The sequence below is a fragment of the Rhodococcus sp. no. 34 genome (genome assembly GCF_054589475.1).
Genome location: NZ_BAAILK010000047.1, coordinates 49,605 through 72,084, shown reverse-complemented (window position 1 = coordinate 72,084; position 22,480 = coordinate 49,605). Strand labels below are relative to the sequence as shown.

Annotated in this window: 23 protein-coding genes and 1 tRNA gene; 12 read left to right on the top strand and 12 right to left on the bottom strand. The window is 63.0% G+C overall.

The window, feature by feature from the left end; all coding sequences use genetic code 11:
• Positions 1 to 150 precede the first annotated feature (150 nt).
• Both ACYP01_RS26040 and ACYP01_RS26035 read left to right on the top strand, forming a co-directional pair.
• Positions 151 to 837 (top strand): HAD family hydrolase, encoded by a 687-nt coding sequence (locus ACYP01_RS26040; protein WP_064073526.1) that lies wholly within the window; start codon positions 151 to 153, stop codon positions 835 to 837.
• A 6-nt stretch (positions 838 to 843) separates the two neighbouring features.
• On the top strand, positions 844 to 1,833 hold the full coding sequence (locus ACYP01_RS26035; RefSeq protein ID WP_007732341.1) for an LLM class F420-dependent oxidoreductase: 990 nt from the start codon (positions 844 to 846) through the stop codon (positions 1,831 to 1,833).
• On the opposite strand, the gene ACYP01_RS26030 is transcribed toward ACYP01_RS26035, so the two are convergent.
• Both ACYP01_RS26030 and ACYP01_RS26025 read right to left on the bottom strand, forming a co-directional pair.
• The gene (locus tag ACYP01_RS26030) at positions 1,730 to 3,109 is read right to left on the bottom strand and encodes a sensor histidine kinase (protein WP_204855024.1); all 1,380 of its coding nucleotides are present in this window, start codon (positions 3,107 to 3,109) and stop codon (positions 1,730 to 1,732) included. The genes ACYP01_RS26035 and ACYP01_RS26030 overlap by 104 nt on opposite strands.
• On the bottom strand, positions 3,106 to 3,810 hold the full coding sequence (locus ACYP01_RS26025; protein WP_003943475.1) for a response regulator transcription factor: 705 nt from the start codon (positions 3,808 to 3,810) through the stop codon (positions 3,106 to 3,108). Before ACYP01_RS26025 ends, ACYP01_RS26030 begins: the two co-directional genes overlap by 4 nt.
• A 167-nt stretch (positions 3,811 to 3,977) precedes the next feature.
• Here ACYP01_RS26025 and ACYP01_RS26020 point away from each other — a divergent pair, with 167 nt between their 5' ends.
• The 3 genes from ACYP01_RS26020 to ACYP01_RS26010 all read left to right on the top strand — a co-directional run bounded on the left by ACYP01_RS26020 (position 3,978) and on the right by ACYP01_RS26010 (position 7,330).
• Positions 3,978 to 4,442, top strand: a complete 465-nt coding sequence (locus ACYP01_RS26020; protein ID WP_003943487.1) for a hypothetical protein — start codon at positions 3,978 to 3,980, stop codon at positions 4,440 to 4,442.
• 220 nt (positions 4,443 to 4,662) lie between these two features.
• Entirely contained in the window at positions 4,663 to 5,466 is an 804-nt protein-coding gene (locus ACYP01_RS26015) for a metal-dependent hydrolase (protein WP_459683077.1), read from the top strand.
• Between the two features lie 118 nt (positions 5,467 to 5,584).
• The gene (locus ACYP01_RS26010; protein ID WP_459683076.1) at positions 5,585 to 7,330 is read left to right on the top strand and encodes a cholesterol oxidase substrate-binding domain-containing protein; all 1,746 of its coding nucleotides are present in this window, start codon (positions 5,585 to 5,587) and stop codon (positions 7,328 to 7,330) included.
• Positions 7,331 to 7,335: 5 nt separating this feature from the next.
• Here ACYP01_RS26010 and ACYP01_RS26005 read toward each other — a convergent pair whose 3' ends face one another.
• Positions 7,336 to 8,004, bottom strand: coding sequence for a DUF6891 domain-containing protein (locus tag ACYP01_RS26005; RefSeq protein ID WP_459683075.1), 669 nt, complete (start codon positions 8,002 to 8,004; stop codon positions 7,336 to 7,338).
• Positions 8,005 to 8,108: 104 nt separating this feature from the next.
• Complete coding sequence (locus ACYP01_RS26000; RefSeq protein ID WP_042446649.1) at positions 8,109 to 9,725, bottom strand: DHA2 family efflux MFS transporter permease subunit; 1,617 nt, start codon at positions 9,723 to 9,725, stop codon at positions 8,109 to 8,111.
• Positions 9,726 to 9,887: 162 nt separating this feature from the next.
• Here ACYP01_RS26000 and ACYP01_RS25995 point away from each other — a divergent pair, with 162 nt between their 5' ends.
• Positions 9,888 to 10,322 carry a MarR family winged helix-turn-helix transcriptional regulator gene (locus tag ACYP01_RS25995; RefSeq protein ID WP_202427148.1) on the top strand — a complete coding sequence of 145 codons (435 nt, stop codon included), beginning with the start codon at positions 9,888 to 9,890 and terminating at the stop codon, positions 10,320 to 10,322.
• Positions 10,323 to 10,379: 57 nt separating this feature from the next.
• Here ACYP01_RS25995 and ACYP01_RS25990 read toward each other — a convergent pair whose 3' ends face one another.
• Positions 10,380 to 11,411, bottom strand: a complete 1,032-nt coding sequence (locus tag ACYP01_RS25990) for an ABC transporter substrate-binding protein (protein WP_003943522.1) — start codon at positions 11,409 to 11,411, stop codon at positions 10,380 to 10,382.
• A 189-nt stretch (positions 11,412 to 11,600) separates the two neighbouring features.
• Between ACYP01_RS25990 and ACYP01_RS25985 the strand changes: the two genes are divergently transcribed.
• Positions 11,601 to 13,157, top strand: coding sequence for an acyl-CoA synthetase (locus tag ACYP01_RS25985; RefSeq protein ID WP_459683074.1), 1,557 nt, complete (start codon positions 11,601 to 11,603; stop codon positions 13,155 to 13,157).
• On the opposite strand, the gene ACYP01_RS25980 is transcribed toward ACYP01_RS25985, so the two are convergent.
• From ACYP01_RS25980 to ACYP01_RS25965, 4 genes are all read right to left on the bottom strand, one after another.
• The gene (locus ACYP01_RS25980; RefSeq protein WP_459683073.1) at positions 13,121 to 13,486 is read right to left on the bottom strand and encodes a VOC family protein; all 366 of its coding nucleotides are present in this window, start codon (positions 13,484 to 13,486) and stop codon (positions 13,121 to 13,123) included. The genes ACYP01_RS25985 and ACYP01_RS25980 overlap by 37 nt on opposite strands.
• Before the next feature lie 78 nt (positions 13,487 to 13,564).
• Positions 13,565 to 13,888, bottom strand: a complete 324-nt coding sequence (locus tag ACYP01_RS25975) for a hypothetical protein (RefSeq protein WP_003943496.1) — start codon at positions 13,886 to 13,888, stop codon at positions 13,565 to 13,567.
• A 74-nt stretch (positions 13,889 to 13,962) separates the two neighbouring features.
• A tRNA-Pro gene (locus tag ACYP01_RS25970) sits at positions 13,963 to 14,036 on the bottom strand.
• Positions 14,037 to 14,090: 54 nt separating this feature from the next.
• Positions 14,091 to 15,059: a metallophosphoesterase gene (locus tag ACYP01_RS25965; RefSeq protein WP_003943461.1), complete on the bottom strand. Its 969-nt coding sequence runs from the start codon at positions 15,057 to 15,059 to the stop codon at positions 14,091 to 14,093.
• A gap of 132 nt (positions 15,060 to 15,191) precedes the next feature.
• Here ACYP01_RS25965 and ACYP01_RS25960 point away from each other — a divergent pair, with 132 nt between their 5' ends.
• Positions 15,192 to 15,668, top strand: coding sequence for a GatB/YqeY domain-containing protein (locus ACYP01_RS25960; RefSeq protein WP_003943491.1), 477 nt, complete (start codon positions 15,192 to 15,194; stop codon positions 15,666 to 15,668).
• A 95-nt stretch (positions 15,669 to 15,763) separates the two neighbouring features.
• On the opposite strand, the gene ACYP01_RS25955 is transcribed toward ACYP01_RS25960, so the two are convergent.
• On the bottom strand, positions 15,764 to 18,124 hold the full coding sequence (locus tag ACYP01_RS25955) for a penicillin-binding protein (RefSeq protein ID WP_047270021.1): 2,361 nt from the start codon (positions 18,122 to 18,124) through the stop codon (positions 15,764 to 15,766).
• A gap of 291 nt (positions 18,125 to 18,415) precedes the next feature.
• On the opposite strand from ACYP01_RS25955, the gene ACYP01_RS25950 reads away from it, so the two are divergent.
• Positions 18,416 to 18,739 (top strand): WhiB family transcriptional regulator, encoded by a 324-nt coding sequence (locus tag ACYP01_RS25950; protein WP_007732375.1) that lies wholly within the window; start codon positions 18,416 to 18,418, stop codon positions 18,737 to 18,739.
• A gap of 18 nt (positions 18,740 to 18,757) precedes the next feature.
• Here the strand turns inward: ACYP01_RS25950 and ACYP01_RS25945 are convergent, their stop codons facing one another.
• Both ACYP01_RS25945 and ACYP01_RS25940 read right to left on the bottom strand, forming a co-directional pair.
• Entirely contained in the window at positions 18,758 to 19,936 is a 1,179-nt protein-coding gene (locus ACYP01_RS25945) for an ArsA family ATPase (protein ID WP_459683072.1), read from the bottom strand.
• On the bottom strand, positions 19,936 to 20,949 hold the full coding sequence (locus ACYP01_RS25940) for an ArsA family ATPase (RefSeq protein WP_037130910.1): 1,014 nt from the start codon (positions 20,947 to 20,949) through the stop codon (positions 19,936 to 19,938). The genes ACYP01_RS25945 and ACYP01_RS25940 overlap by 1 nt, the downstream gene beginning before the upstream one ends.
• 53 nt (positions 20,950 to 21,002) lie before the next feature.
• On the opposite strand from ACYP01_RS25940, the gene ACYP01_RS25935 reads away from it, so the two are divergent.
• The 3 genes from ACYP01_RS25935 to ACYP01_RS25925 are packed head-to-tail and all read left to right on the top strand — an operon-like array spanning position 21,003 to position 22,428.
• Positions 21,003 to 21,167, top strand: a complete 165-nt coding sequence (locus ACYP01_RS25935) for a hypothetical protein (RefSeq protein ID WP_003943454.1) — start codon at positions 21,003 to 21,005, stop codon at positions 21,165 to 21,167.
• Between the two features lie 5 nt (positions 21,168 to 21,172).
• On the top strand, positions 21,173 to 21,643 hold the full coding sequence (locus tag ACYP01_RS25930) for a RidA family protein (protein WP_003943508.1): 471 nt from the start codon (positions 21,173 to 21,175) through the stop codon (positions 21,641 to 21,643).
• Positions 21,643 to 22,428, top strand: a complete 786-nt coding sequence (locus ACYP01_RS25925; protein ID WP_230359451.1) for an MBL fold metallo-hydrolase — start codon at positions 21,643 to 21,645, stop codon at positions 22,426 to 22,428. The genes ACYP01_RS25930 and ACYP01_RS25925 overlap by 1 nt, the downstream gene beginning before the upstream one ends.
• Positions 22,429 to 22,480: the final 52 nt, after the last annotated feature.

Genomic DNA, 22,480 nt, shown 5'->3' with positions numbered 1-22,480 from the left:
CATGCGAGAAGGAATACAACGACTGACTCCATGACGACACCCCTGTTCGACGTGCACTTCTGCTGTTCGCACTCTCCATGATCCGCTTCTCGAGCTGAGAATGCTCGGGGCACAAGTTTCGCGAACCGAGGTGTTGGGCAGTCAATTCCCATGGCAATAGGTGCGGTTCTCTTCGACATCGACGGAACGCTCGTCGATTCCAACTATCTGCACGTAGAAGCGTGGTCGCGAGCTTTCTTCGAGGTAGGTCGCCCGGTCGACGCGTGGCGGGTACACCGCAGCATCGGCATGGACGGAGACCAACTACTGGAGTCCTTGCTCGGCGAAGACATCGACGGGTGCGGACCGCGAGCCAAAGAACTTCACACCACGTACTACCGGCAGTCGGCCGACCGTCTCCGAGTACTGCCGGGAGCGCGCGAGTTGATCCGCCGAGTTCACTCGCTCGGACTGCACGTGGTGCTCGCTACCTCGGCGCCGGACGACGAACTGAAGTTGCTACGCCGGACGCTCGACATCGACGAAATGATCTACGCCGCCACCTCTTCGGAATCCGTCGACGAGGCCAAACCTGATCCGGACCTGATCGAGGTCGCGCTCGCGAAGGCAGGTGTCGACGCGGGCGATGCGGTCATGGTCGGGGATGCCGTCTGGGACATGAAGGCGGCGACATGGGCGGGCGTTGTGGCTGTGGGAGTGCGCAGCGGCGGCATGTCGACCGACGAACTCGAAGGTGCGGGTGCGGCTGCCGTGTACGACGACGCCCGCGACCTCCTCGACCACCTCGACGGCAGTGTGATTTCCGAACTCGTTTCAGGCCTAGATACCGGGAGTTGATCAGTGATGGCACGATTCGGCTACACCTTGATGACGGAGCAGGCAGGTCCGAAAGAACTGGTTCGCCATGCAGTTCGGGCCGAAGAAGTCGGCTTCGACTTCGAAGTGATGAGTGATCACTACTCGCCGTGGCTGACCGAGCAGGGGCATGCACCCTACGCCTGGTCGGTGCTGGGGGCAGTCGCCCACGCCACCGAGCGAGTCGGTTTGATGACGTACGTGACTTGTCCGACCGTGAGGTACCACCCCGCCGTCGTCGCTCAGAAAGCTGCGACGATCCAGATCCTCGCGGACGGACGCTTCACCCTGGGATTGGGAAGTGGCGAGAGCCTGAACGAGCATGTGGTCGGCGAGGGTTGGCCGTCCATCGACACCCGCCAGGACATGCTGCAGGAGGCGGTGAGCATCATTCGCGCACTGCTCGCCGGAGATCTGGTGAGCTGGAAGGGGGAGTACTTCGACGTCCAGTCCGCCAGGATCTGGGATCTCCCCGAGAACCCGGTTCCGCTGGCGCTGGCCATGTCCGGAGACAAGTCCGTCGAGCGTTTCGGTCCGATGGCCGACGATCTGATTGCCGTGCAACCGGATTCGGAGCTAGTGCACTTGTGGAAGCACGTGCACGGCCGAGCATACGGATTGGCTCCCGCAGGCCGGACCATCGGTCAGATTCCGATCTCGTGGGACCCTGATCGCGACACGGCAATTGCACGAGCTCATCAGCAGTTCCGGTGGTTCGGCGGAGGGTGGTCCGTGAACTCCGAACTGCCGACGCCGGCGAGCTTCTCGGGTGCGACTCAGTTCGTGCGCAAAGAGGATGTAGCTGAAAGCATTCCGTGTGGTCCCGATCTCGATGTGATCGTCGAAGCGGTCAAGGCATACACGGACGCCGGATTCACCGATGTGGCACTGGTACAGATCGGTGGAGATACCCAAGACCGATTCTTCGACGAGGCGGCCAAGCCGCTGCTCGAGGCTCTGCACGTCGAATTGGGTTGATCGAGAAGATCAATCGAGTTCCGCCGAGTGGGCTCTTGTCGAGTCGCGCGCTACCGCCGTGCAGCCTCGCCTGCTGCGCGACGAGGGCCAGTCCCAAACCGCTTCCGGCGTCGCCCGCACCGGTACCACGAACGAATCTCTCGAACATCGCTTCGCGTTCCGAAGGCGCGATCACGGTGCCGTTGTCGTCGACGAATACCGTCGCCGAACCCGTCGCAGCCCCTGATCGGACGGTGATCTCGACTTCGTCGGCATTGCCGTGCCGAACGGAATTGGTGACGGCGTTGGTCAGCACCAGACGGATACCCGCGGGAAAGGCCTGAATCGAAAGTTCTTCCGGTGCTTTCAAACGAACGTCGACCTGCGGGTGCAGACGGCCGGCGTCAGCGACGGCGCGATCGGCAACCTCGACGAGATCGACGTCGGCACAATCCTCGGGATCGGCCACGTCACCCAGGGCTAGAGTCTCGAGGTCGGTCAGGGTGCGCTCGATCTGGCGCTGCGCTTCCAACAATTCGCCGGACAGTTCGCGCCGTTGGCTTTCCGTGAGATCGAGTGTTGCGAGAACTTCGAGATCGGTACGCATCGACGTGAGAGGTGTGCGCAGTTCGTGGGCGGAGACGCGAGCGAAATCGCGTGCCGACTCCAACGCCTCCTCGGTGCGGCTTCGATCGCTTTCGATGCGACTGAGCATGCTGTGGATTGCCTCCGACAGTTCTTCGGCTTCTCGCGTTCCACGTACCGACGGTGCCCGGCGCGAGAGTCCGTCGACGTCGAGGTTGTTGCCGATCGAACTGGTGGTCTCGGTCAATTGCTGTAGTGGCCGGACGGCTCGGCCGGTGAGGAACCAACCAAGCCCGGCCGCGGCAAGGATGGCGACCACTGCTGCAGCGGCCACTTGGAACTGCTGCTCACGGATTGCCTGGGTCAGTGGGTCTTCGGGGATGCTGACGGCCAGTGCGGCGCCGCTGTCGCCGGGCACCAGAACATCACGACTGCGAACATCGGTGGTAGCCAAGGCGCTGACGGTCGCGGCGTTGAATCCGGGGCTGACCACGGATGGTTCTGTTGTTGCAGTTGGTGTTTCGATGAATAGCGGGCTCGGCGCACTCGCCGCGACGCCCAGGGTGACGGAATCGAGAGTGCGTTCGAGTTGTTCGGATCCGTTGACACGCAGAAAGACCGCGAACGCAATTCCGATCGCGGCAATCACGATTCCGGCGGCCAGGCCCGAGGCGATGGCTACGCGAGTCTGAAGTGACAGCGGCCGCTTCATCGTTCGGCCCTCAGGACGAAGCCCACCCCACGCACTGTGTGGATCACGCGGGGCGCTCCGTCGACTTCGAGTTTCTTGCGTAGGTAGGTGACAAAGACGTCGACGACATTGGTGTCGGCGGCGAAGTCGTAACCCCAGACGAGTCGCAGGAGTTGTGCGCGACTGAGTACGACTCCGGCATGCTCGGCGAGTACCGACAACAGGTCGAATTCTCTTTTGGTGAGTTCGATTCGCCTACCGTCGATGTGCGCTCGATGGCCACGGAGATCGACCGTCAGCGGTCCCACCGTGATCGGATGGTCGACCGACGGGGTGGCTCGCGTCGTGCGTCGAAGCAATGCGCGCAGTCTGGCGACGAGCTCGGCCAATTCGAAGGGCTTGGTGAGGTAGTCGTCGGCGCCCGCCTCCAGCCCTGCGATGCGATCACCCACGGAACTTCGGGCGCTGAGTACGCAGATCGGAACCTCGTTGCCGATCGCGCGCAATGCCGTCACGACCCCGACGCCGTCGAGACCGGGCATGTTGACGTCGAGTACAAGCGCGGCCGGGCATTGCTTGTTCACCGACGACAAAGCTGACCGTCCGTCGACGGCAGTTGCCGTATCGAAGCCCGACAATCGAAGTCCACGTTCGAGCGAATTCAGAACCTTCGCGTCGTCGTCAACGATCAGGATGCGCTCGCGTGTACTCACCCCAGCCATGGTGCCATCGGATCAAGGCCTGGGGCCCCGCTCGGAGCGGGGGCCGCCGCATTCTCATCAACTCCTAAGAAACCGACAACAGATCTGCAGTGTTGGCTTCATAACCTCGGGTTTCTCGGATGCGACCGCGCCGAGAACTCGAGAACGTTCGATCAAGGAGAACAACGATGACGCGATTGAAAGTGAACGGCAAGCGGGCCCGCCGGACCGGTGTGGTGGTGGCGTCCGTGGCGGTCCTCGGTATGGCAGTGGCGCCGGGAATCGCCTGGGCTTCCAACCCGATCTCCGACGGGTCACCGGTGGCGGTGCGATCGATCGCGACCGCTCCAGCCGAGTTGGGTGTGGCTCCCGAAGTAGCGTGTGGTGTCGCGGCGCCGATTTCCGACGAGGAGCTGCAGAAGCTCATCGACGAGGGCAAGGTTGTGCGCGCGGAGGAGGCCGGTACGGCCGCAGTCACTATCGAAGTGCCGAGCGAAGCTGCGACATTCGTTGCGCGTGAAGGGGTGCCGGCGTTGCCGACCGTCGAATGGGCTCCGACCACCGAAGGTGTTCCGGCAGAGGTGCTCGACATGGCCGGTGTCGCTCCGCTGGAGGAAGGCGTTGCCCTGTCATGCACGGTTGCCGCGGGCTGACGAGCGAAAAAAGCTCCGCATGAACCGCTTTGACCTGGAACGGTACGGCCGTACTCAACTGGGTCTGGAGGTTGGTTAAGCCTGTCGGTAGCACTTGCTACGTTCGGGGCGGTCTCGGCGAGCATGCCGGGGCCGTCGCCGACGGCGTCATGTGTGTGGTGTCTTGCAGAGGGTGCGGTACGGCCTGATGCGGGGCGCGTTTCGAAAGGTGTTGTGTTTCATGGTCATGGGCCCCACCCACGCAATGTCCGGTGCTGCTGTGGGGTTGGTGGTTGCGGAGTTGTTGCCTCTCGACTGGGGAGGGCCCACATCCACTGCGGAAACTTTGACCTTTGCCGGAGTGTGTGCCGGAGCCGCCTTGCTTCCCGACCTCGATACCGGTCAGTCGACGGTTTCGCGATCATTCGGTCCGCTCAGCAAGGCTCTGGCCAAAGGCATCGACGCACTTTCGGTGACCTTCTACCGCATCACCAAAGGCAAGAAGGACGGCAAGCGTCGTGGTGGGCATCGGACGCTCACGCACACCGCGCTGTTCGCCGCCGGGTTGGGTGCCGGGGTCTCGGCGCTGGTTGTTCAGTTCGGGAAGCCAGCCATCATCATCACCCTGTTCTTCTGCCTCGGGTTGGCCATCCGTGGATTGGCGGGTGAATTGGCCAAGGAGAAGGGTTGGCTCGCGGTCTCCGCCGTTGCGTTGGTGCTCTCTGCCCTCACCTGGCAGTGGTATCCGAGTGAGGCTGGATCCACGGGGCTAGGTGTTGCGGTGGCACTGGGCTGCGCCACGCACTGTCTCGGCGATGCGATCACCAAGGAAGGGGTGCCGTTTCTCGCGCCCCTGATTCCGCTCGGCGGCAAACGATGGTGGGAACAACGGCTGCCGTCATTCCTGTCCATCCGTGCAGGTGGGAACCTCGAGAAGGTTCTGATCGGGCCGGCTCTGACGGTTCTGACTGCCTGGTTGGTCATCAGTGCGTTCGACGGTGCCCCGGAAGCGATCTACGCGGTATTCGCTCCGATGGTGCAGTGAGCTTCGGAAAACTTTTATTACGGAACCACTGGCATCGTAATCATATTTGTTCTACGTTCGTCCCTGACATGAACCGAGTCGGCTGACGGAGTGAGCAGTGGTGCATCAAGCAGAGCGCATGGCAGAGCACAGCTCGAGCGAAGACGGTGTGAGCCGGCGCGGATTTCTCGCAGCGAGTGCCGGCGCAGCTGCTCTCGCGGGCATTTCCTGGGCGCCGGCGGGAGCAGTTCCCTGGGGTTCGGCATCGACCATCGCGCCACCGCCCGGATTTCCGTCGGACATTCCGTTGTCACAGCAGGCGTACGCGAACTGGTCGCGAGAAATCATGCTCGACAGCGTGTGGACGGCCACGGCACGTCACAGCGACGACGTCGTCACCCTCGCCAACTGGGCGTTCGACAACGGGTACACAGTGCGTGCGAAGGGAACGATGCACGGGTGGAGTCCGTTGACGGTGGTGCCCGGCGCGCCTTCGGATCGAGTTCTGCTGGTCGATACGATGGCCAACTTGAATTCGGTTGTGGTGCAGCACGGCACGCCCGCAACGGTCACGGCGGGCGCCGGCGCCAGTATCGAAGCGATTCTGACAGCGCTCGAGCGAGAAGGGCTCGGCTGGGCCAACTCTCCGGCGATCGGTGAGCTGTCCATCGCCGGCGCGCTGGCGATCGGTGCTCACGGGGCAACCTATCCGGCGGTGGGGGAGACGATCACCCCTGGTCAATCGTATGGTTCGCTGAGCAACCTGATCACCGAGATCACGGTGGTGGCGTGGGACGAAGGCATCAATCGGTACGCACTGAAGACATTTCACCGATCGGACGTCGAGAGCACCGCCTTCCTGGCCCATCTGGGTCGAACCTTCGTCACCTCCGTGACGCTGCAAGCCGGGGAGAATTATCGGCTGCGGTGCCAGAGTTTCACCGACATTCCGTGGCAAGAACTCTTTGCTGCTCCCGGTTCGCCAGGGCGTACCTACGAGAGTTTCGTCGAGAAATCCGGACGGGTGGAAGCGATCTGGTTCCCGTTCACGCAAACACCGTGGCTCAAGGTCTGGACACCGACCCCGGTCAAACCGCCGGAGTCCCGAGAGGTGAGCGGGCCGTACAACTACTTCTTCTCCGACGCGATTCCCGAAGAAGTCACCACCCCGTTGGGGATGGTGGCACAGGGTCTCCAAGCTGCGACGCCGCTGTTCGGCGCCTCTCAGTTCGGCGCTGTAGCAGCAGGATTGGTGCTGACCGACACCGACGATCTCTGGGGCTGGTCGAAAGACGTTCTGTTCTACCTCCGGCACACGACCTTGCGCGTCGTAGCCGGGGGCGGAGCCGTGATCACCAAGCGGTCCAACATCGGCCGAGTCGTCCACGAGATGACGAGTTGGCTGAACGAACGAATGACGCACTACGCGTCGTTGGGGCAGTATCCCGTCAACATGCCGTTCGAAGTGCGTCTCTGCGGTGTCGACGATGACGGCGAGGTGTTGGTCGACAGCGCCGGAGTGCCGGACCTGTCAGCGGTGCGGCCGCGGGCGGATCGTCAGGACTGGGACACAGCGATCTGGATGAACGTGGTCTCGATTCCCGGCACCGCGGGATTGCCTGCGTTCCTTCGCGAAATGGAACGGTGGATGGTCGCGAACTACTCCGGCGATTACGCGACCTTCCGTCCGGAGTGGTCCAAGGGGTGGGCATTCACCGATCAGGCGGCGTACCAGGACGACGAATTCCTCACCAGCACAGTGCCTGCCACCTTCCGTGCCGGTGGCGACGGGAATTGGGACTTCGCTCTCGGCACTCTCGACGAACACGACCCGCACCGCGTATTCAGCAATACGTTCCTCGACCGCGTATTGCCACCCAGCTGAATCTCCTACTGCGGAAGCGGTTTGCGCCAACCTACGTCGGTGACACGGATACGCTGATTGTTGTCACCGTTCCAATCGACGCTCAGCCCCTGGGCTCGGAGTGCGTCGGCTACCTGGCGCCCGACGGTCTGATCGGTGTGCGCAATCATATGTGCCTTGGCGGTTTCGTCGCCGCCGAAGGCAGCGGCGACCAGCGCGGGATCGAGATCGTGGGCCGGACGAAACGCACTGTAGGACAAGTAGAGATCGGACGGCTCGTCGCCGAGACGCTCCGCATCTTGCATGTGGAAGAACGTGTACGCCCACTGAGCAAAGGGATACCCGTTCTCGTCGGGTTCGGACGGCGTGCGTTCGTCGTCGATTTCGGTAGTGCCGCACTGCATGCAGCAGGTGAAGTTCATCCGGGCCACGATGCCGTTGCGTTCGAGTTCGGCGAAGGCTGTGGAGAGGCGCTCGAAGTCTCCGGGAGCCGTCCACTGGGTCTGCTCCTCGAGTCTTCGGTCCCAGACCTCACGCACTACTGCGTCGATCTGTCTGCCGAGTTCGTCGTTCTCGAAGCCGCCCTCGACACAGTCTCGGGCGGCTTCGCAGATTTCGTCGAACGTCGCGAAACCTGGGAGTACCAGTTCGCGTGCTTGCTCACCTACGGCGACGATGTCGGCCTCACTGAGCACCGGTGCTGACCGTGACTGTGCTGACCGTGACTGTGCTGACCGTGACTGTGATGACCGTGACCAGGGCAATCGCATACCGGCACCGTACTGCACCGATCCGACCGTCAGGCGACGTCGGCTGCTGCTTTCGTTTCCTCCTCGTTTGACGGGGCCGGCTTGTTCGGGATGAGCGCCGTGGCGATCAGGCCCACCACGACAAATCCGGCTGCAAGGTATCCGCCGAGTGTGATGCCGTGAGTCATCGCAGATTGGGCAGCGTCGGCGACGAAGGCAGTGTTCGGTGAACCGGCCAGCGAGTCGATGGCGGCGCCTGCGCTGTCGGTGACTGCCCGCGTCAACTGATCAGCCTGAGCTTGGTCGACACCGGATCCGGTGAGGTCGTTGTTCAGTGTCGAATTGAGAGTGCTGAAGAAGACCGTGGTGAGGACGGCGATGCCCAGTGCGGATCCGAGTTGGCGGAACGCGCTCTGAATGCCGGAGCCTTGACCGGCGCTCTGCTCGGGAATCTCCTCGAGCACGACGTTGGTCACCTGCGCAGTCGCAAAACCGACGCCGATTCCGTAGAAGAACAGCACTGCGGCGATAGTCCACCAGGGGCTGTCTGTCGCAGCGATGAATCCGAGACCGGCGAGACCGAGCGCCTCGAGAGCCAAACCGATACGGACCAAGCCCAACGGCGAGACCTTCGATGCCAGCCCGAAGCTCGCACCACTGGCGACAAAGCTGCCGATGGCAATGGGAACCAGTGCGAGCCCTGCCTGGAGTGCGCTGTATCCGAGCGTGAACTGGAGCCAGAGAGGAAGCACCGCAACGATTCCGAACTCGCCGAGCCCGATGATCAGCGTCGCGATGTTGCCGTTGCGGAACGACGAGATGGAGAACAACCGTACGTCCATCAGCGCCCGCGACGGATCGGCGCTGCGGGTGAGCATGGTTTGACGGTAGGCGAACGCACCGAGCGACAGAACGGCGAGAACCAACGCCACCAGAACCGGCGACGGTCCGCTGGACCATGACAGACCGAACAGATCGAAGGGTTCCTTCGTCGTCAGCCACCCGTACGTACGTCCCTCGACGAGGCCGAAGGCCAGCAGGCCGAGCCCGGCGATGGACAGTGCCGCTCCGGTGGCGTCGATGCGCCCAGCGGTGCGGGGTGAGGGCGCGATGAACAGCACTGCGCCGATCAGAATGAGCGCAGCAAGCGGAATGTTGATCCCGAATGCCCAACGCCATGAGGCATGTTCGGCAAGCCAGCCGCCGAGCAATGGGCCGAGGGCGGATGCAGCGCCGATGGTGGAGCCCCAGACCGCGAAGGCCTGGCCGCGCGCCTTTCCGGTGAACATCGCGTTCAGAAGCGACAGTGACGTGGGCAGGATCATGGCCGCGCCGGCGCCCTGCAGGAAGCGCGCCAGGATGAGCAGACCGCCGTTCGGCGCCAGTCCGGCCAGCAGGCTCGTTGCCCCGAACACGACGACACCGGCGATGAAGATACGACGGGCGCCGACCAGGTCGGCAACTCTGCCGACCAGAAGCAGGAGTGCCGCGAACACGATTGCGTAGGACTCTTGGATCCATTGAGCCTGAACGGAATTGATCCCGAGATCTTCGATGATCGAGGGAACTATGACGTTGACGATCGTGGTGTCGACGACGATCAGTGCCACGCCGAGTGCAATGGCGATCAGGCCCAACCACTTGCGGGTGGTGGGTGAGATGTTCACGAATAAACCTCCATTGTGAAGTAACTTTATTATGAAGGTATATTTGAGGCGGTAAGTTGTCAACGTGCGCGCTGGGTTCGACCGGCCGCCGTCTGGCACAGGAAAGGTGGGATCACCGAGGTGGAGGCACCGCGCGACATCTCCGTAGAGCGGGAGCGGCTGATGGACGAATTCCGCGCGTACGGTGGCACGTTCACCGAATTCAGCCATCGATTCGCGTCGTGGCTCGGCCTGCATTCCACCGACGCGACTGCCTTGATGGAAATCACCGCTGCCGAGGAGAAGGGGACGCCGCTCTCACCCGCCCGCCTCGGAGAGCGGATCTCGCTGACGTCGGGTGCAACCACCGCGTTGCTCAACCGCCTGGAGAAGGCGGGACATATCGTCCGGACCCGAGAGAATGCCGACCGGCGAGTGGTCACGCTGCACAGCAGTGCGCATGTGCAGGACCTGGCGGACGAGTTCTTCGGGCCCCTTGCCGTGCGACTCGACGCCATGATGGCGAAGTACCCGCCCGAACTGCTCAGTCGATTCGAGGAATTTCTCGTCGACCTTCACTCGACGATGAACGAACACCTCGAGCAGGACAACCGCTGAACAAAAAACGCCGCTCGACTCCGGAGAGTCGGGCGGCGTTCTTTGTGCCGGTGACGGCTACTTGCCGAGCTTGGCCTGCAGGTCGTCGAGAACCAGGCCGGCACCTGTCGGGCCGAGACCCAGGAACCAGGTCTCGTCGCTCACCTCGGTGGCGCGTCCTTCCTTGACTGCGTCCATGCTGGCCCACAGCGGTCCGGCAACAACCGTGGTCTGGCCGGTGTCGGCGGGATTTCCGTAGCTGGAGTAGAAGATTCGGTCACCCTCCGCCTCGGTGATCGTTTCCGGGCTGACCTCGACGGCCAGTTCGTCGATGTCCTGGATCGCCGGGCGGGGCAGGCCGACGTCCTTCAAGATGACGCCGATGAACGACAGATTGCCGTACAGGCGCAGCTTCCCGGACATGAAACGAACCAGTGAAACGGTCGGGGAACCGTCGATCGACTCACGTACCTTGTCGGCGTGCTCTTGGTAGTCGTTGAGAACCTGCTCAGCCTTGGTCTCCTCGCCGAGTGCGTCACCGGCAAGGAGGAAGTTCTCCTTCCACGGAAAGCCGGGGCGGATGCTGAAGACCGTCGGAGCGATTGCCGCGAGTTGCGGGTAAAGCTTGTCCTGGCGCAGCTTGCTGCCGAGGATCAGATCGGGCTGCAGTGCGGTGATCGCCTCGAGGTTGAGGTTGTTGGTCGTGCCGACGTCGGGGACACCGACCAACTTGTCCGCCAGGTACGACGGCTGACCGGCGGCGCTTTCCGGGCTGGCGATGCCGACCGGGGTGATCCCGAGCGAGAGAACCTCGTCGAGTTCACCGCTGTCGAGGACGACGACGCGGGTCGGCTTGGCCTCGAGGGTGGTCTCGCCCAGGGCATGGGTGATGGTGCGAGGGAACTCGCCTGGCGCGGCATCGCTGCCGAGCTTCGCGGTTTCCGTGTCGGCGGTGCTGAACAGCTTGCCGCCGGTCGCGACATCGGTGTTGCCGTTTGCGTTGCCGCCGGCGTCGGAAGAGCCGCAGGCCGTAGCGGCAAAAACAGTCGCCAGGGCAACCATGGCGACCCGGACCGACGTGCGGCTCCGGAGAGTGGTGCGTGAGTGCATTAGGCTACCCTACCTTTCGGCTATCGGGCTTGGTCAGGGAGGTATCCGCACCGTTGATGCCAGGTGAGCGGCGCGTCAGGTCTCGCTCAGCGGGACCGCTACGCAATTCGGACTTCAGGGTGCGACCAACGTGTTAGCTTCGCGAAAGACCTGTACTGGTAAGCGAAGACGCGTGTAGTGAGGATTTCGATGACCCTGAACATTGCCGATCTGTTCGAGGCCGTTGCCGATGCGATCCCCGATCGAGTTCCCTTGATTCTGGAAGACGTGCGATTGAGCTACGCCGAACTCGAACTGCGATCGAACCGACTCGCTCATCACCTGCAGTCGGTGGGCGTCGAGCCTGGGCAGCACGTCGGTATTCACATGCGTAACTGCGTCGAGTACGTCGAAGCGCTCCTGGCTTGCTTGAAGATCAGAGCGGTACCGATCAACGTCAACTTCCGCTATACCGATGCAGAACTCCTGTACATCTACACCAACTCTCAAATGGTGGCACTGCTGGTCGAAGAGGAATTCGCGCCGACGGCATTGGCCGTGGTTCCGCAGTGTCCGGAGATCACCCACGTGTTGATCGTCGGCGAAGACTACGAGAACGCCCTTGCCGCGCAGACTGATACCCGCGACTTCGGCCCTCGCAGCAACGACGACCATTTCATCATCTACACCGGCGGCACAACGGGAATGCCCAAGGGTGTGGTGTGGCGGCACGAGGACTTCTTCTTTGCCGCCCTGTCCGGAGCGAACCTCAGCGGGCCGCCGCGTCGTAGCCTCGAAGAGGTTGTGGATGCAGCTGTAGCGAACACCAATCCAACTGTGCTGCTACTCATCCCGCCGCTCATGCATGGGGCCGCAATCTATTCACTGCTCACGGCATTCCTCATGGGAGCGCCCCGAGTGCTGACCCGCAGCTTCGATCCGATGGAAGTGCTGCGACTGGTCGAGGCCGAGAAGATCACCGGAATCACCGTCGTCGGCGACGCGATTGCTCGGCCGATCGCCGACGCCATCGCCGCAAGCGAAGGGCGCTACGACCTTTCGACTCTCCAACTGATCGGGTCGGGTGGCGCATTGTCCTCCCCGAACCTGAAGGCGGAACTGACAACCCGATTACCGGGACTGGTGATCAAGGATGCATTCGGTGCTTCGGAATCCGGCAACGACGGCGTCGTCGAATTCGGTGAAGACGGTTCCAAACGAATTCGATCCAACCCCAACATGATTCTTGTCGACGACGAATTCCGTCGCATCGAACCAGGCTCGGACACAGTCGGTTTCATCGCCCGGGCCGGACATGTTCCTGTTGCCTACTTCGGCGACCCGGCCAAGACTGCTGCAACTTTTCCCGTCGTCGACGGGGTGCGTCTGGCGGTACTCGGGGACATGGGCACGATGGAAGCTGACGGAACCATCGTGCTGCTCGGGCGCGGTTCGATGTGCATCAACTCCGGCGGAGAGAAGGTCTACCCCGAAGAAGTGGAGCAGGCACTCAAAACTCACCCGGCAGTTTTCGACGCCTTGGTAGCGGGCGCGCCCGACGCACGATTCGGCGAGAAGGTCGCCGCTGTGGTGCAGGTTCGACCGGGATTCGAAGATGTTGCGACGGAATCATTGTCGGAGCATTGCCGCACCCACGTCGCCGGGTACAAGATCCCCCGCTCGATCGTGCTCGTACCAAGCATCCTCCGCTCGCCCAGCGGTAAGGCCGACTACCGTTGGGCTCGCGAAACCGTAGCGGGAGCGTAAATCACCTTCCGGCACTTCGGACGACGCACCACTCGTTTCCCTCGGGATCCAGCAGCACCTGAAAGGTGCCGGCCGGGTCCTCCTGGACAGTGCCGACCCGAGTTGCTGCCGAGGCGCTCGGCAGCTTCGGTCGCAGCGACGACGTCATCCACACTGACGTCGATGTGTAGACGATTCTTCGTCAGCTTGGATTCCGGTACACGTTGGAAGGCGAGGCGAGTCCATCCTGGAGGGTCGACAAACGCCCACTCCGCGCTCCGCTCCACCGGCTGCCCACCGAGGATTCCGGCCCAGAAGGTCGCCAACTGGGCTGGTGCGGAGCAATCCACAACTACTTCATCGACCTGCCGATCACCGCTTCACAGCTGCACTCAATTCGGCTGTCACAGCTGCACTCAATTCGGCTGTCACAGCCAGGGCTCGATCGGCTTCTTCACCCACATGATCTTCTCGTCCGGATGCTCACGCCGAGCTTCGGGACGGTCTGGGTTGGCTGCTGCCCACACGGCTTTCTCGTCGAGCAGTCCGGCCGCGATCGTCCAGGTCTCCCGCGTGCTCGGCGGATTGGCGCCCGCCGCCCGCGCAAGCTTGCGCAGCCGATCGTCGGGCATGTCGAGCAACTCTGCACTACTGATATCGCGATCCCAGGCGAACTTGGCAAGACCGACAGCTTTCTCACGTCGGCTACGGCTCGCCATGTCGTTGTGCGCGAAGTCTGGTTCGGATGCCACGGCTTCACCTTATCGTCAACGAAATCGAGGCCCTCCCGCGTAAGCGGAAGGGCCTCGATTTCTGTTCTTCACTGTCGGGGTGGCGGGATTTGAACCCACGACCTCTTCGTCCCGAACGAAGCGCGCTACCAAGCTGCGCCACACCCCGTGTCGAACCTCGGTTAGCTTACATTACCGAGTCGACTGACATTAAATCCGCAGGTCAGTTGCGTAGAACCGACGCTGGAGACTCTGCGGAACTGTGTGCGGAGACATGCTCCGGTTCGCGCCTGGTCGCCGGAACCAAAGTCAGCAGAGTTGCCTCGGGGCGGCAGCAGAAGCGTGCCGGAGCCCACGGCGAAGTGCCGATGCCTGCTGAGACGTGCAGCTGGGTGTGTGCGCCCCACTTCGACGGTCCCTTGACCCGGGATCGGTCGATCTGGCAGTTGGTGACCAGCGCGCCGTAGAACGGAAGGCACAGCTGACCACCGTGCGTGTGGCCGGCGAGCACCAGGTCGTAGCCGTCGTCGGCGAACCGGTCGAGAACTCGAGGTTCGGGTGAGTGCGTCAGGCCGAGCTTGAGCTGGGCGACGGGATTGGGTGTTCCGGCGACGGTGTCGTAGCGATCGCGCTTCAGGTGCGGATCATCGACGCCGGCGGCAGCAATGCGAATACCGGCCACTTCGAGTTCGCGGCGCACGTGGGTCATGTCCAGCCATCCACGTTCGGTGAACGCGGCCCGCAGATCGCCCCAGGGGAGGGGATCCCCGGTGATGCGCTTGTCCTTGTTGAAGATGTAGCTCAGTGGATTCTTCGGTTTCGGAGCGAAGTAGTCGTTGCTGCCGAAGACGAACAGACCCGGCCGAGCCAACAGATCGCCGAGCGCCTGGACCACTGCCGGGACGCTGCGCTGATGCGACAAGTTGTCGCCGGTGTTGACCACGAGGTCGGGGTCGAGGCCTTCGAGCTCACGCAACCAATTCTGTTTCAACCGTTGGTTCGGCATCATGTGCAGGTCGCTGAGATGGAGGACCCGCAGCGACGACGAACCGGGCGCCAGGACTGGCATCGTCACCTCACGCAGTGCAAATGCATTGCGTTCGATGCCGGATGCGTACCCGATCCCTAGTGCAGCGGCGCCCGCGGCACCAAGTGCGGTGCGGGTCAGATTGGTGCGGAACTGGGAAGACACCTCTCAAGGATACGGGTGTGGCGTTCTTCTGCGTCGCTCTCGCTGTCTTTTGCAGCTATTCCACAGAGAATTGTGTCCGGGCGGAGGTAACTATCGGCACGCTCGAAACGCCGAGCGCGTAGCGTTTCCACCATGTCCGACACGACACCATCGCTCAAAGCCACCCTCCGAACCGACATGGTTGCATCCATGAAGGCGAAGGATCCGCTACGTACAGCCACCCTTCGGATGCTCATGGCAGCCATCCAGACCGAAGAGGTTGCCGGTAAGGAAGCACGGGTCCTCACCGACGAAGAAATCATCAAAGTCCTTGCAAAGGAATCGAAGAAGCGCGGCGAATCGGCCGAGATCTACACCGAGAACGGCCGCGGTGAACTTGCCGCGAAAGAGCGCGCCGAAGCTCAGATCATCGACGAGTACCTGCCGACGCCGTTGACCGACGCCGAACTCGTCGACGTCGTCGACACCGCCCTCGCTCAGGTGTCCGAGGAGCTCGGTGAGCGTCCGGGTATGCGTCAGATGGGCCAGGTCATCAAGGCCGCCAGCGCGCTGGCCAAGGGCAAGGCCGATGGCGCACGTATCTCTGCAGCAGTGAAGTCCCGCCTGTAGAAGCGCGCCACCGGAAACCGAAAACGGCCGCGAACTCCGAGTCACTCGGAGATCGCGGCCGTTCTTGTTTTCAGAGCCGTCAGTTTTCAGGGCCGTCAGTTCGGTGGGGTCCCCGCAGGCGGTGCGGGTTCGCCTCCCGGCGGAGTCGCATCCGGGGGAGTCGCGCCCGGTGCCGGAGCCGCGGGGGATGCGGGTGCTGCCGGAGCCCTCACGGAGCCGTCACTGATGTAGATCGTGACGGTCGAACCCGGGATCGCGGACCCGGACGGCGAAACTCCGGTGACCGTTCCCGCCCGTGCTCCGGACGCCGTGGTCACGGAATTGACCGTGAAGCCGGACGCCTGCAACCTCGACGTCGCCGCCGACTGGCTCAGGCCGACAACCTCGGGAACCTGGCCGTTCTGTGATCCCCGTGCGTACTTCTCGTCGATCGGGGGCAGCGAGGTGGGCCCGAAGTTGTTGGCGACCGGGTTCATTGCCGCGAACCAGGATCTCGCCGGTTCGGTACCGCCGTACAGGTTGCCGCTGTAGCAGGGGCGTAGCGGGCTCGAGCAGATCTCGCCGGGTGTCGGGGAGTCGCCGAAGATGTAGACGGCCGCAGCGAGGTTGTTGGTGAAACCGAGGAACGCCGAGGACTTGTGGGTCTCGGTGGTACCCGTCTTGCCCGACATCGGCAGGCTCCATCCGGCGCTGCTCGCGGCACCGGCAGACGTACCGGCGCCGACGTCGTCACGGCTCATGGCGTTGGCGAGTGTGTCTGCCAAGCCGGGCTCGACGACCTGCTCACAGCCCTGCTCGGTGACGGCCACCGGCTTGCCGTAGCGGTCGAAGACCGAATCGATGGGACTCGGCGGGCACCACTTGCCGTGCGAGGCGAGAGTGGCCGCGACGTTGGAGAGTTCGAGCGGGTTGATCCAGGTGGGGCCGAGGGTGAACGAACCGAGGTTTTGTTCCTTCTGGAAGTCGGCCATGCTGCGCTCGTCGAAGCCCGAGGTGTTGGGATCGGCGTACGAGCGCATGCCGAGACGGACAGCCATGTCGACGGTCGGCGTGACGCCGGTCGCCTCGATGAGCTTGACGAAAGCGGTGTTTGGGGACTGTGCCAGGGCGTCGGTCACGGACAGCGTCGGCGGATAGTTGCCGGCGTTCTCCACGCAGTACGTCGAGACCGGGCAGCCTGCCGCACCACCGCTACCCATGCCCTTGGCTTCGAAGCGCTTGGGCACGTCGAGGGTCGCGTTGATGCCGAGGCCCTTCTCCATCGCCGCAGCGGTCGTGAAGATCTTGAAGACGGAACCCGCACCGTCACCGGCAAGGGAGTACGGCTGCGCCTGGACGGTTTCGTCGGCGTCGGCATTGAGTCCGTACGTGCGACTGCTGGCCATCGCGATGACCTTGTGTGAATCCTGGCCCGGCCTGATCACGTTCATCACGTTCGCGATGCCGTCGAGGTTGGCGCTCGCGTTCGCGTTCAGTCCGGCCTTGGTGGACGCCTGGACCTGCGGATCGAGAGTGGTCTTGATGAGGTAACCACCCTCGTTGATCTGGTCGCGGGTGATTCCGGCATCCGAGAGGTACTTCAGTGCGTAATCACAGAAGAATCCGCGATCGCCTGCAGCGATGCAGCCGCGCGGCAAGTTGTTGGGGGTTTCGAGGACGCCGAGGGGCTCTTCCTTGGCTGCACGGAACTCGTCGGCACGATCCGGAATGTTCGTGATCATGGTGTCGAGCACGGTGTTACGACGCTCGGTCACGCCCTCGACGTTCGTGTACGGGTTCAGCGCGGAGCTGGACTGAACCATGCCGGCCAGCATCGCGGACTGCGGAACGGTCAGATCTGCGGCGTCGACGCCGAAGTAGGTCTGAGCCGCGTCCTGAATGCCGAAGGATCCGTTGCCGAACGGTACGAGGTTGAGGTACCGGGTGAGGATCTCGTCTTTCGTGAGTTCCTTGTCCAGCGTCAGCGCCATCCGGATCTCGCGGATCTTTCGGGCCGGGGTGGTCTCGATGGCAGCGCGGCGCTCGGCATCCGTCTTGGCCACGACCAACAGTTGGTAGTTCTTCACATACTGCTGATCGAGTGTCGACGCGCCCTGCTGCACTTCACCGGTCGTCGTGTTGGTGAGGAAGGCGCGCAGCGTTCCCTGCCAGTCGACGCCCTTGTGGTCGGGGAACCGGCGGTCCTCGATGGAGACGATCGCCAACTTCATGTTGTTGGAGATCTTCTCGCTCGGGACTTCGAAGCGTCGTTGGTCGTACAGCCAGGCAATGGGATTGCCTGCCGCATCGACCATGGTGGACACCGCGGGGACCGTGCCTTCGACCAGTTCGGCCGAGACGTTGTCGACGGTATCGGCAGCGCGATTGGACGCGAATCCGAATCCGCCGGCCACCGGGAACATCACCCCTGCGACCAGGACACCCGCCAATGCGGAGCTTCCGGCGAGCTTCGCCACTGTTTTTGCAATCGACACGATCTACAGAGTACGTGTGCCCACCCATTGGAACCGGTTTCAGTGTTTTGCGGGTGTTCAAAACCTCCTGAACACGCGCTTTGTACTGCCGTACCAAAAAATGCTCCCGACCGTCTTGCGTTAGGGGCGTTCTTTACCTAAATTGTGATCAGTGTGATCGACGTAACACTCGATCACGAATGTGTCTCAGCTTTCACGTGCTACCGCGAGACGGCTGAGATGGTGCGCTGCTCGCCTCATGGCGACGGTCAGACTTTGTAGAGGGGACCCAGAATGTACACAGCCACCCCGAGTAGCCGTTTGGACATCGAGCAGGCCGAGGCACGAATTGCCTGGGTAACTCAGGCGCGATGCCGCGAGGTCGATCCCGACCAACTTTTTGTTCGTGGCGCCGCACAGCGCAAGGCAGCCACCATCTGCCGTCACTGCCCGGTCCTCATGCAGTGCGGAGCAGATGCTCTCGACAACCGTGTCGAGTTCGGTGTGTGGGGCGGAATGACCGAACGTCAGCGCCGTGCACTGCTCAAGCAGCACCCCGACGTCGACTCCTGGTCCGAGTTCTTCGAAGACCAGCGCCAGCATCACTCAGCAGTCTGATCCAGGTCGATCGGGGGATCAGCCCTTACGAGTGAGCTGATCTCCCACCGCGCGCAGCGCCTCGAGGTCCGAGACCTCGAACGGTAGCGACGGAACACCGATCAGCGGCACCCTCGGGTGAGCTGCGGTGAATCGACTCAGCAAGGCGATTTCTCGCTTCGCGATCACTGCCCGATGGGCATGGATGCGGAGAACGGCTGCGGTGAGGGCCTCGGCCTCGGTCGGATTTTCCTTCGCTTCCAGTTTGTCGGCGGCGGTCACCGCATGATCGGCAGGCAGAGCCGTCAACGTCGGGTGAGTGCGGTTGAGAACCAGACCGGCCAACGGCATCGAGTCACCCGCAAGGCGATCGACGAAGAACGCCGCCTCACGGAGAGCGTCGGGCTCGGCCGCTGCGATCACCAGGAAATGAGTCCCCGGCTGACGCAGCAACTCGTAGGTCTTCGTGGCGCGTTCACGGAAACCGCCGAACATCGAGTCGAGCGACTGCACGAATGCCGATGCATCCGAAAGCATTTGGCTTCCCACGATGGTCGAGACACCCTTCAGGGCCAATCCCATCGCGCCGGCCACGAGCCTGGTTAGGCCACGGCCGGGTGCCGAGAGCAGCCGGATCATCCGTCCGTCGAGGAATGTTCCGAGCCTCTGTGGAGCGTCGAGGAAGTCGAGCGCATTGCGCGACGGCGGGGTATCGACGATCACCAGATCCCACGCGTCGTTCGACGCCAGCTGCCCCAACTTCTCCATCGCCATGTACTCCTGCGTTCCGGAGAACGATGTGGCAACGGTTTGGTAAAAGGGATTCGCCAGGATCTGCTCGGCCTTCTCAGGGCTCGAATGCTCGATGACCATCTCGTCGAAAGTCCGACGCATGTTCAGCATCATCGCGTGGAGTTCGCCCGTGGCCTCGGGACCCAGCTTCACCGGCTGCGGAGTGTTGTCGAGTTCGGCCACACCCAAGGCCTGTGCGAGGCGACGGGCCGGATCGATGGTGAGGACGACTACGCGTCGGCCCTCTTCGGCTGCCCGCAACGCCAGCGACGCAGCCGTCGTGGTCTTGCCGACGCCACCTGCGCCGCAACACACCACGATCCGGGCCGTCGGGTCCTTGATGATCGCCGAAATATCGAGGGCAGGAGCTGCGCGTCGGCCGGTCCTGGAACTGCCGACCGTCACGTTCTCGGTGGTCTCGGTCATCACACGCCCTGTTCCGTGAGGTATTCGGCCAGCTCGTAGAGCCCACCGAGATCGACGCCGTCGGCGAGTGCGGGAAGTTGCACCCGCGCGCCGTCGATCTCGCGGAGCTTCTCCGCACTGGATTCTTGAGCTTCGAGCACCGACGCGTGCTCGATCGTCTCGGTGAGCAGGCCGGCGAAGTCGTCGTCGGACAGATCGATGCCGACATCGGAGAGCGTCGACCGGATCGAAGCTGCATCGATGTTGCCGGCTGCAGCACCGGAGAGTTGGTCTTCGGGCAAGAACCTCGGGCTGGCGCGGTTGACGATGATGGCACCGAGGTTGAGGTCGTCACGCGCCAGTTCTGCGGCGGCGTCGGCGGTTTCCTGAACGGGCAGCGCTTCGAGAAGCGCAACAAGATGTACGACGGTCTCCGGCGAGTGCAGCAGCCGAACGACGCCTTCACTCTGCGAATGCACCGGGCCGCCCTTGGCGAGGTCGGCCATCGCCTTGGTGACGTCGAGGAAGCTGCCGATCCGCCCGGTCGGGGGAGCATCGACGACAACGGCGTCGTACACGCGTTTGCCGGTTCGATCGGTGCGGATGACGCACTCCTTGATCTTGCCGGTGAGCAGAACGTCGCGAAGGCCTGGAGCGATTGTGGTGGCGAATTCGATGGCGCCGAACTTACGCATCGCCCGGCCGGCGAAGCCGAGGTTGTAGAACATTTCGAGGTATTCGAGGAACGCGGTCTCGATGTCGACGGCCAGAGCCATCACTTCACCGCCACCTTCGGCGGCCGCGACCTTGGTCTCCTGCGGTGGAAGCGGTGGTACGTCGAAGAGCTGCGCGATTCCCTGGCGGCCCTCGACCTCCACGAGGAGAACGCGCTTGCCGCCTTCGGCCAACGCGAGCGCCAACGCGGCGGCAACCGTGGACTTACCGGTTCCGCCTTTACCTGACACAAAGTGCAGGCGGGCCTTCGTCGCAGACTCGGGCCAGGTCCTGCTCAGCTCATCTTGGGATGCAACCACACCGCGAGCCTATAAGTCTGGGGCCGAAGATGTACGCGGGATAGGCTCACCGCATGAGCGAAATAACTTCCTGGGAATACACCGTGACTCCGTTGCTGGTCCACAATCCGAAGGCAATTCTCGACAACTGGGGTGTCGACGGCTGGGAACTCGTCGCCGTCCTGCCGAGCGCGTCGGGCGAGCAGCACGTCGCGTACATGAAGCGTCCGAAGGGCTGAATCACATGGCAGAGGCAACACAGACCTGGTCGGAGCGTCTCGCCGAACTGGGCATTGCACTTCCCGCCGTCGCGGCACCCGTCGCTGCGTACGTTCCCGCGGTTCGCAGCGGCAACCACGTGTACACGTCGGGTCAGCTCCCGTTCGTCGACGGAAAACTGGCGCTGACCGGCAAGCTCGGCGCGGGCGTGTCGGATGAGGACGCCAAGGCCGCGGCTCGCACCTGCGCGCTCAACGCTCTCGCTGCCATCGACGCCCTGGTCGGCATCGACAACGTCGTTCGTGTCGTCAAGGTTGTCGGCTTCGTGGCATCCGCCGAAGGATTCACCGGTCAGCCCGGCGTGATCAACGGCGCATCCGAGTTCCTCGGTGAGGTGCTCGGCGACGCCGGTATCCACGCCCGTTCGGCAGTCGGCGTGGCAGAACTTCCCCTCGGCTCTCCGGTCGAGGTGGAACTGATCGTCGAAGTTCGCTGATGCCGACTGTCCATCCCGCCTACGCGCAGCTTCGCCGCGTCACCGACATCGCTTCGGTCTTGCTCGAGAACAACCCGGGCATGATGACGCTGGACGGTACGAACACTTGGATTCTGCATGCTCCGGGCAGCGTCGAGTGTGTTGTCGTCGATCCAGGCGACAACGACGAGGAACACCTGCAACGTGTCGCTGGTATCGGTCCGGTAGCGCTGACCTTGATCACGCACCGGCACTACGACCACACCGGCGGGGTGGACCGTTTCCACGAATTGACTTCGGCTCCAGTGCGTTCCGTCGACCCTACTTTTCTTCGCGGGGGCGCTTCGGCGCTTGTCGACGGTGAAGTGATCGAGGTAGCGGGCCTGAAGTTGCGGATCCTCGCGACGCCGGGCCATACCGCGGATTCGGTGTCGATAGTCATCGAGAACGATGCGAGCGTGCTGACGGGCGACACCATTCTCGGCCGCGGCACGGCAGTTCTCGACGACTCTGACGGCGATCTGGGGGACTACCTCACCTCGCTGCGATCGCTGGCCGCACTCGGCGAAGGACTGACGGTTCTTCCCGGGCACGGTCCGGACCTACCCGATCTGCAGGCGATTTCGCAGCAGTACCTCGCCCACCGCGAGGAGCGTCTGGATCAGGTGCGGGCCGCTCTGTCGACGTTGGGCGAGTCGGCCTCGGTGCGCGACGTAGTCGAACACGTCTACTCCGACGTGGACCCGAAGTTGTGGCCGGTCGCGGAGAAATCCGTCAACGTGCAGTTGGCGTATCTGCGACGCTGAGGCGCTCGGCGCCGACATGCAGAGCTGAGTTGTGTGGCCGAACTGCCGCCAT

Excerpts from the sequence above, each read along its gene's own strand:
- ACYP01_RS26030 (WP_204855024.1), bottom strand. The coding sequence starts at position 3,109 with ATGAAGCGGCCGCTGTCACTTCAGACTCGCGTAGCCATCGCCTCGGGC.
- ACYP01_RS25945 (WP_459683072.1), bottom strand. The coding sequence starts at position 19,936 with ATGACCGAGACCACCGAGAACGTGACGGTCGGCAGTTCCAGGACCGGC.
- ACYP01_RS25995 (WP_202427148.1), top strand. The coding sequence starts at position 9,888 with ATGGACGAATTCCGCGCGTACGGTGGCACGTTCACCGAATTCAGCCAT.
- ACYP01_RS25950 (WP_007732375.1), top strand. The coding sequence starts at position 18,416 with ATGTACACAGCCACCCCGAGTAGCCGTTTGGACATCGAGCAGGCCGAG.
- ACYP01_RS25925 (WP_230359451.1), top strand. The coding sequence starts at position 21,643 with ATGCCGACTGTCCATCCCGCCTACGCGCAGCTTCGCCGCGTCACCGAC.
- ACYP01_RS25935 (WP_003943454.1), top strand. The coding sequence starts at position 21,003 with ATGAGCGAAATAACTTCCTGGGAATACACCGTGACTCCGTTGCTGGTC.
- ACYP01_RS26025 (WP_003943475.1), bottom strand. The coding sequence starts at position 3,810 with ATGGCTGGGGTGAGTACACGCGAGCGCATCCTGATCGTTGACGACGAC.
- ACYP01_RS25990 (WP_003943522.1), bottom strand. The coding sequence starts at position 11,411 with ATGCACTCACGCACCACTCTCCGGAGCCGCACGTCGGTCCGGGTCGCC.
- ACYP01_RS26015 (WP_459683077.1), top strand. The coding sequence starts at position 4,663 with ATGGTCATGGGCCCCACCCACGCAATGTCCGGTGCTGCTGTGGGGTTG.
- ACYP01_RS25960 (WP_003943491.1), top strand. The coding sequence starts at position 15,192 with ATGTCCGACACGACACCATCGCTCAAAGCCACCCTCCGAACCGACATG.
- ACYP01_RS26040 (WP_064073526.1), top strand. The coding sequence starts at position 151 with ATGGCAATAGGTGCGGTTCTCTTCGACATCGACGGAACGCTCGTCGAT.
- ACYP01_RS25930 (WP_003943508.1), top strand. The coding sequence starts at position 21,173 with ATGGCAGAGGCAACACAGACCTGGTCGGAGCGTCTCGCCGAACTGGGC.
- ACYP01_RS26035 (WP_007732341.1), top strand. The coding sequence starts at position 844 with ATGGCACGATTCGGCTACACCTTGATGACGGAGCAGGCAGGTCCGAAA.
- ACYP01_RS26020 (WP_003943487.1), top strand. The coding sequence starts at position 3,978 with ATGACGCGATTGAAAGTGAACGGCAAGCGGGCCCGCCGGACCGGTGTG.
- ACYP01_RS25985 (WP_459683074.1), top strand. The coding sequence starts at position 11,601 with ATGACCCTGAACATTGCCGATCTGTTCGAGGCCGTTGCCGATGCGATC.
- ACYP01_RS26010 (WP_459683076.1), top strand. The coding sequence starts at position 5,585 with ATGGCAGAGCACAGCTCGAGCGAAGACGGTGTGAGCCGGCGCGGATTT.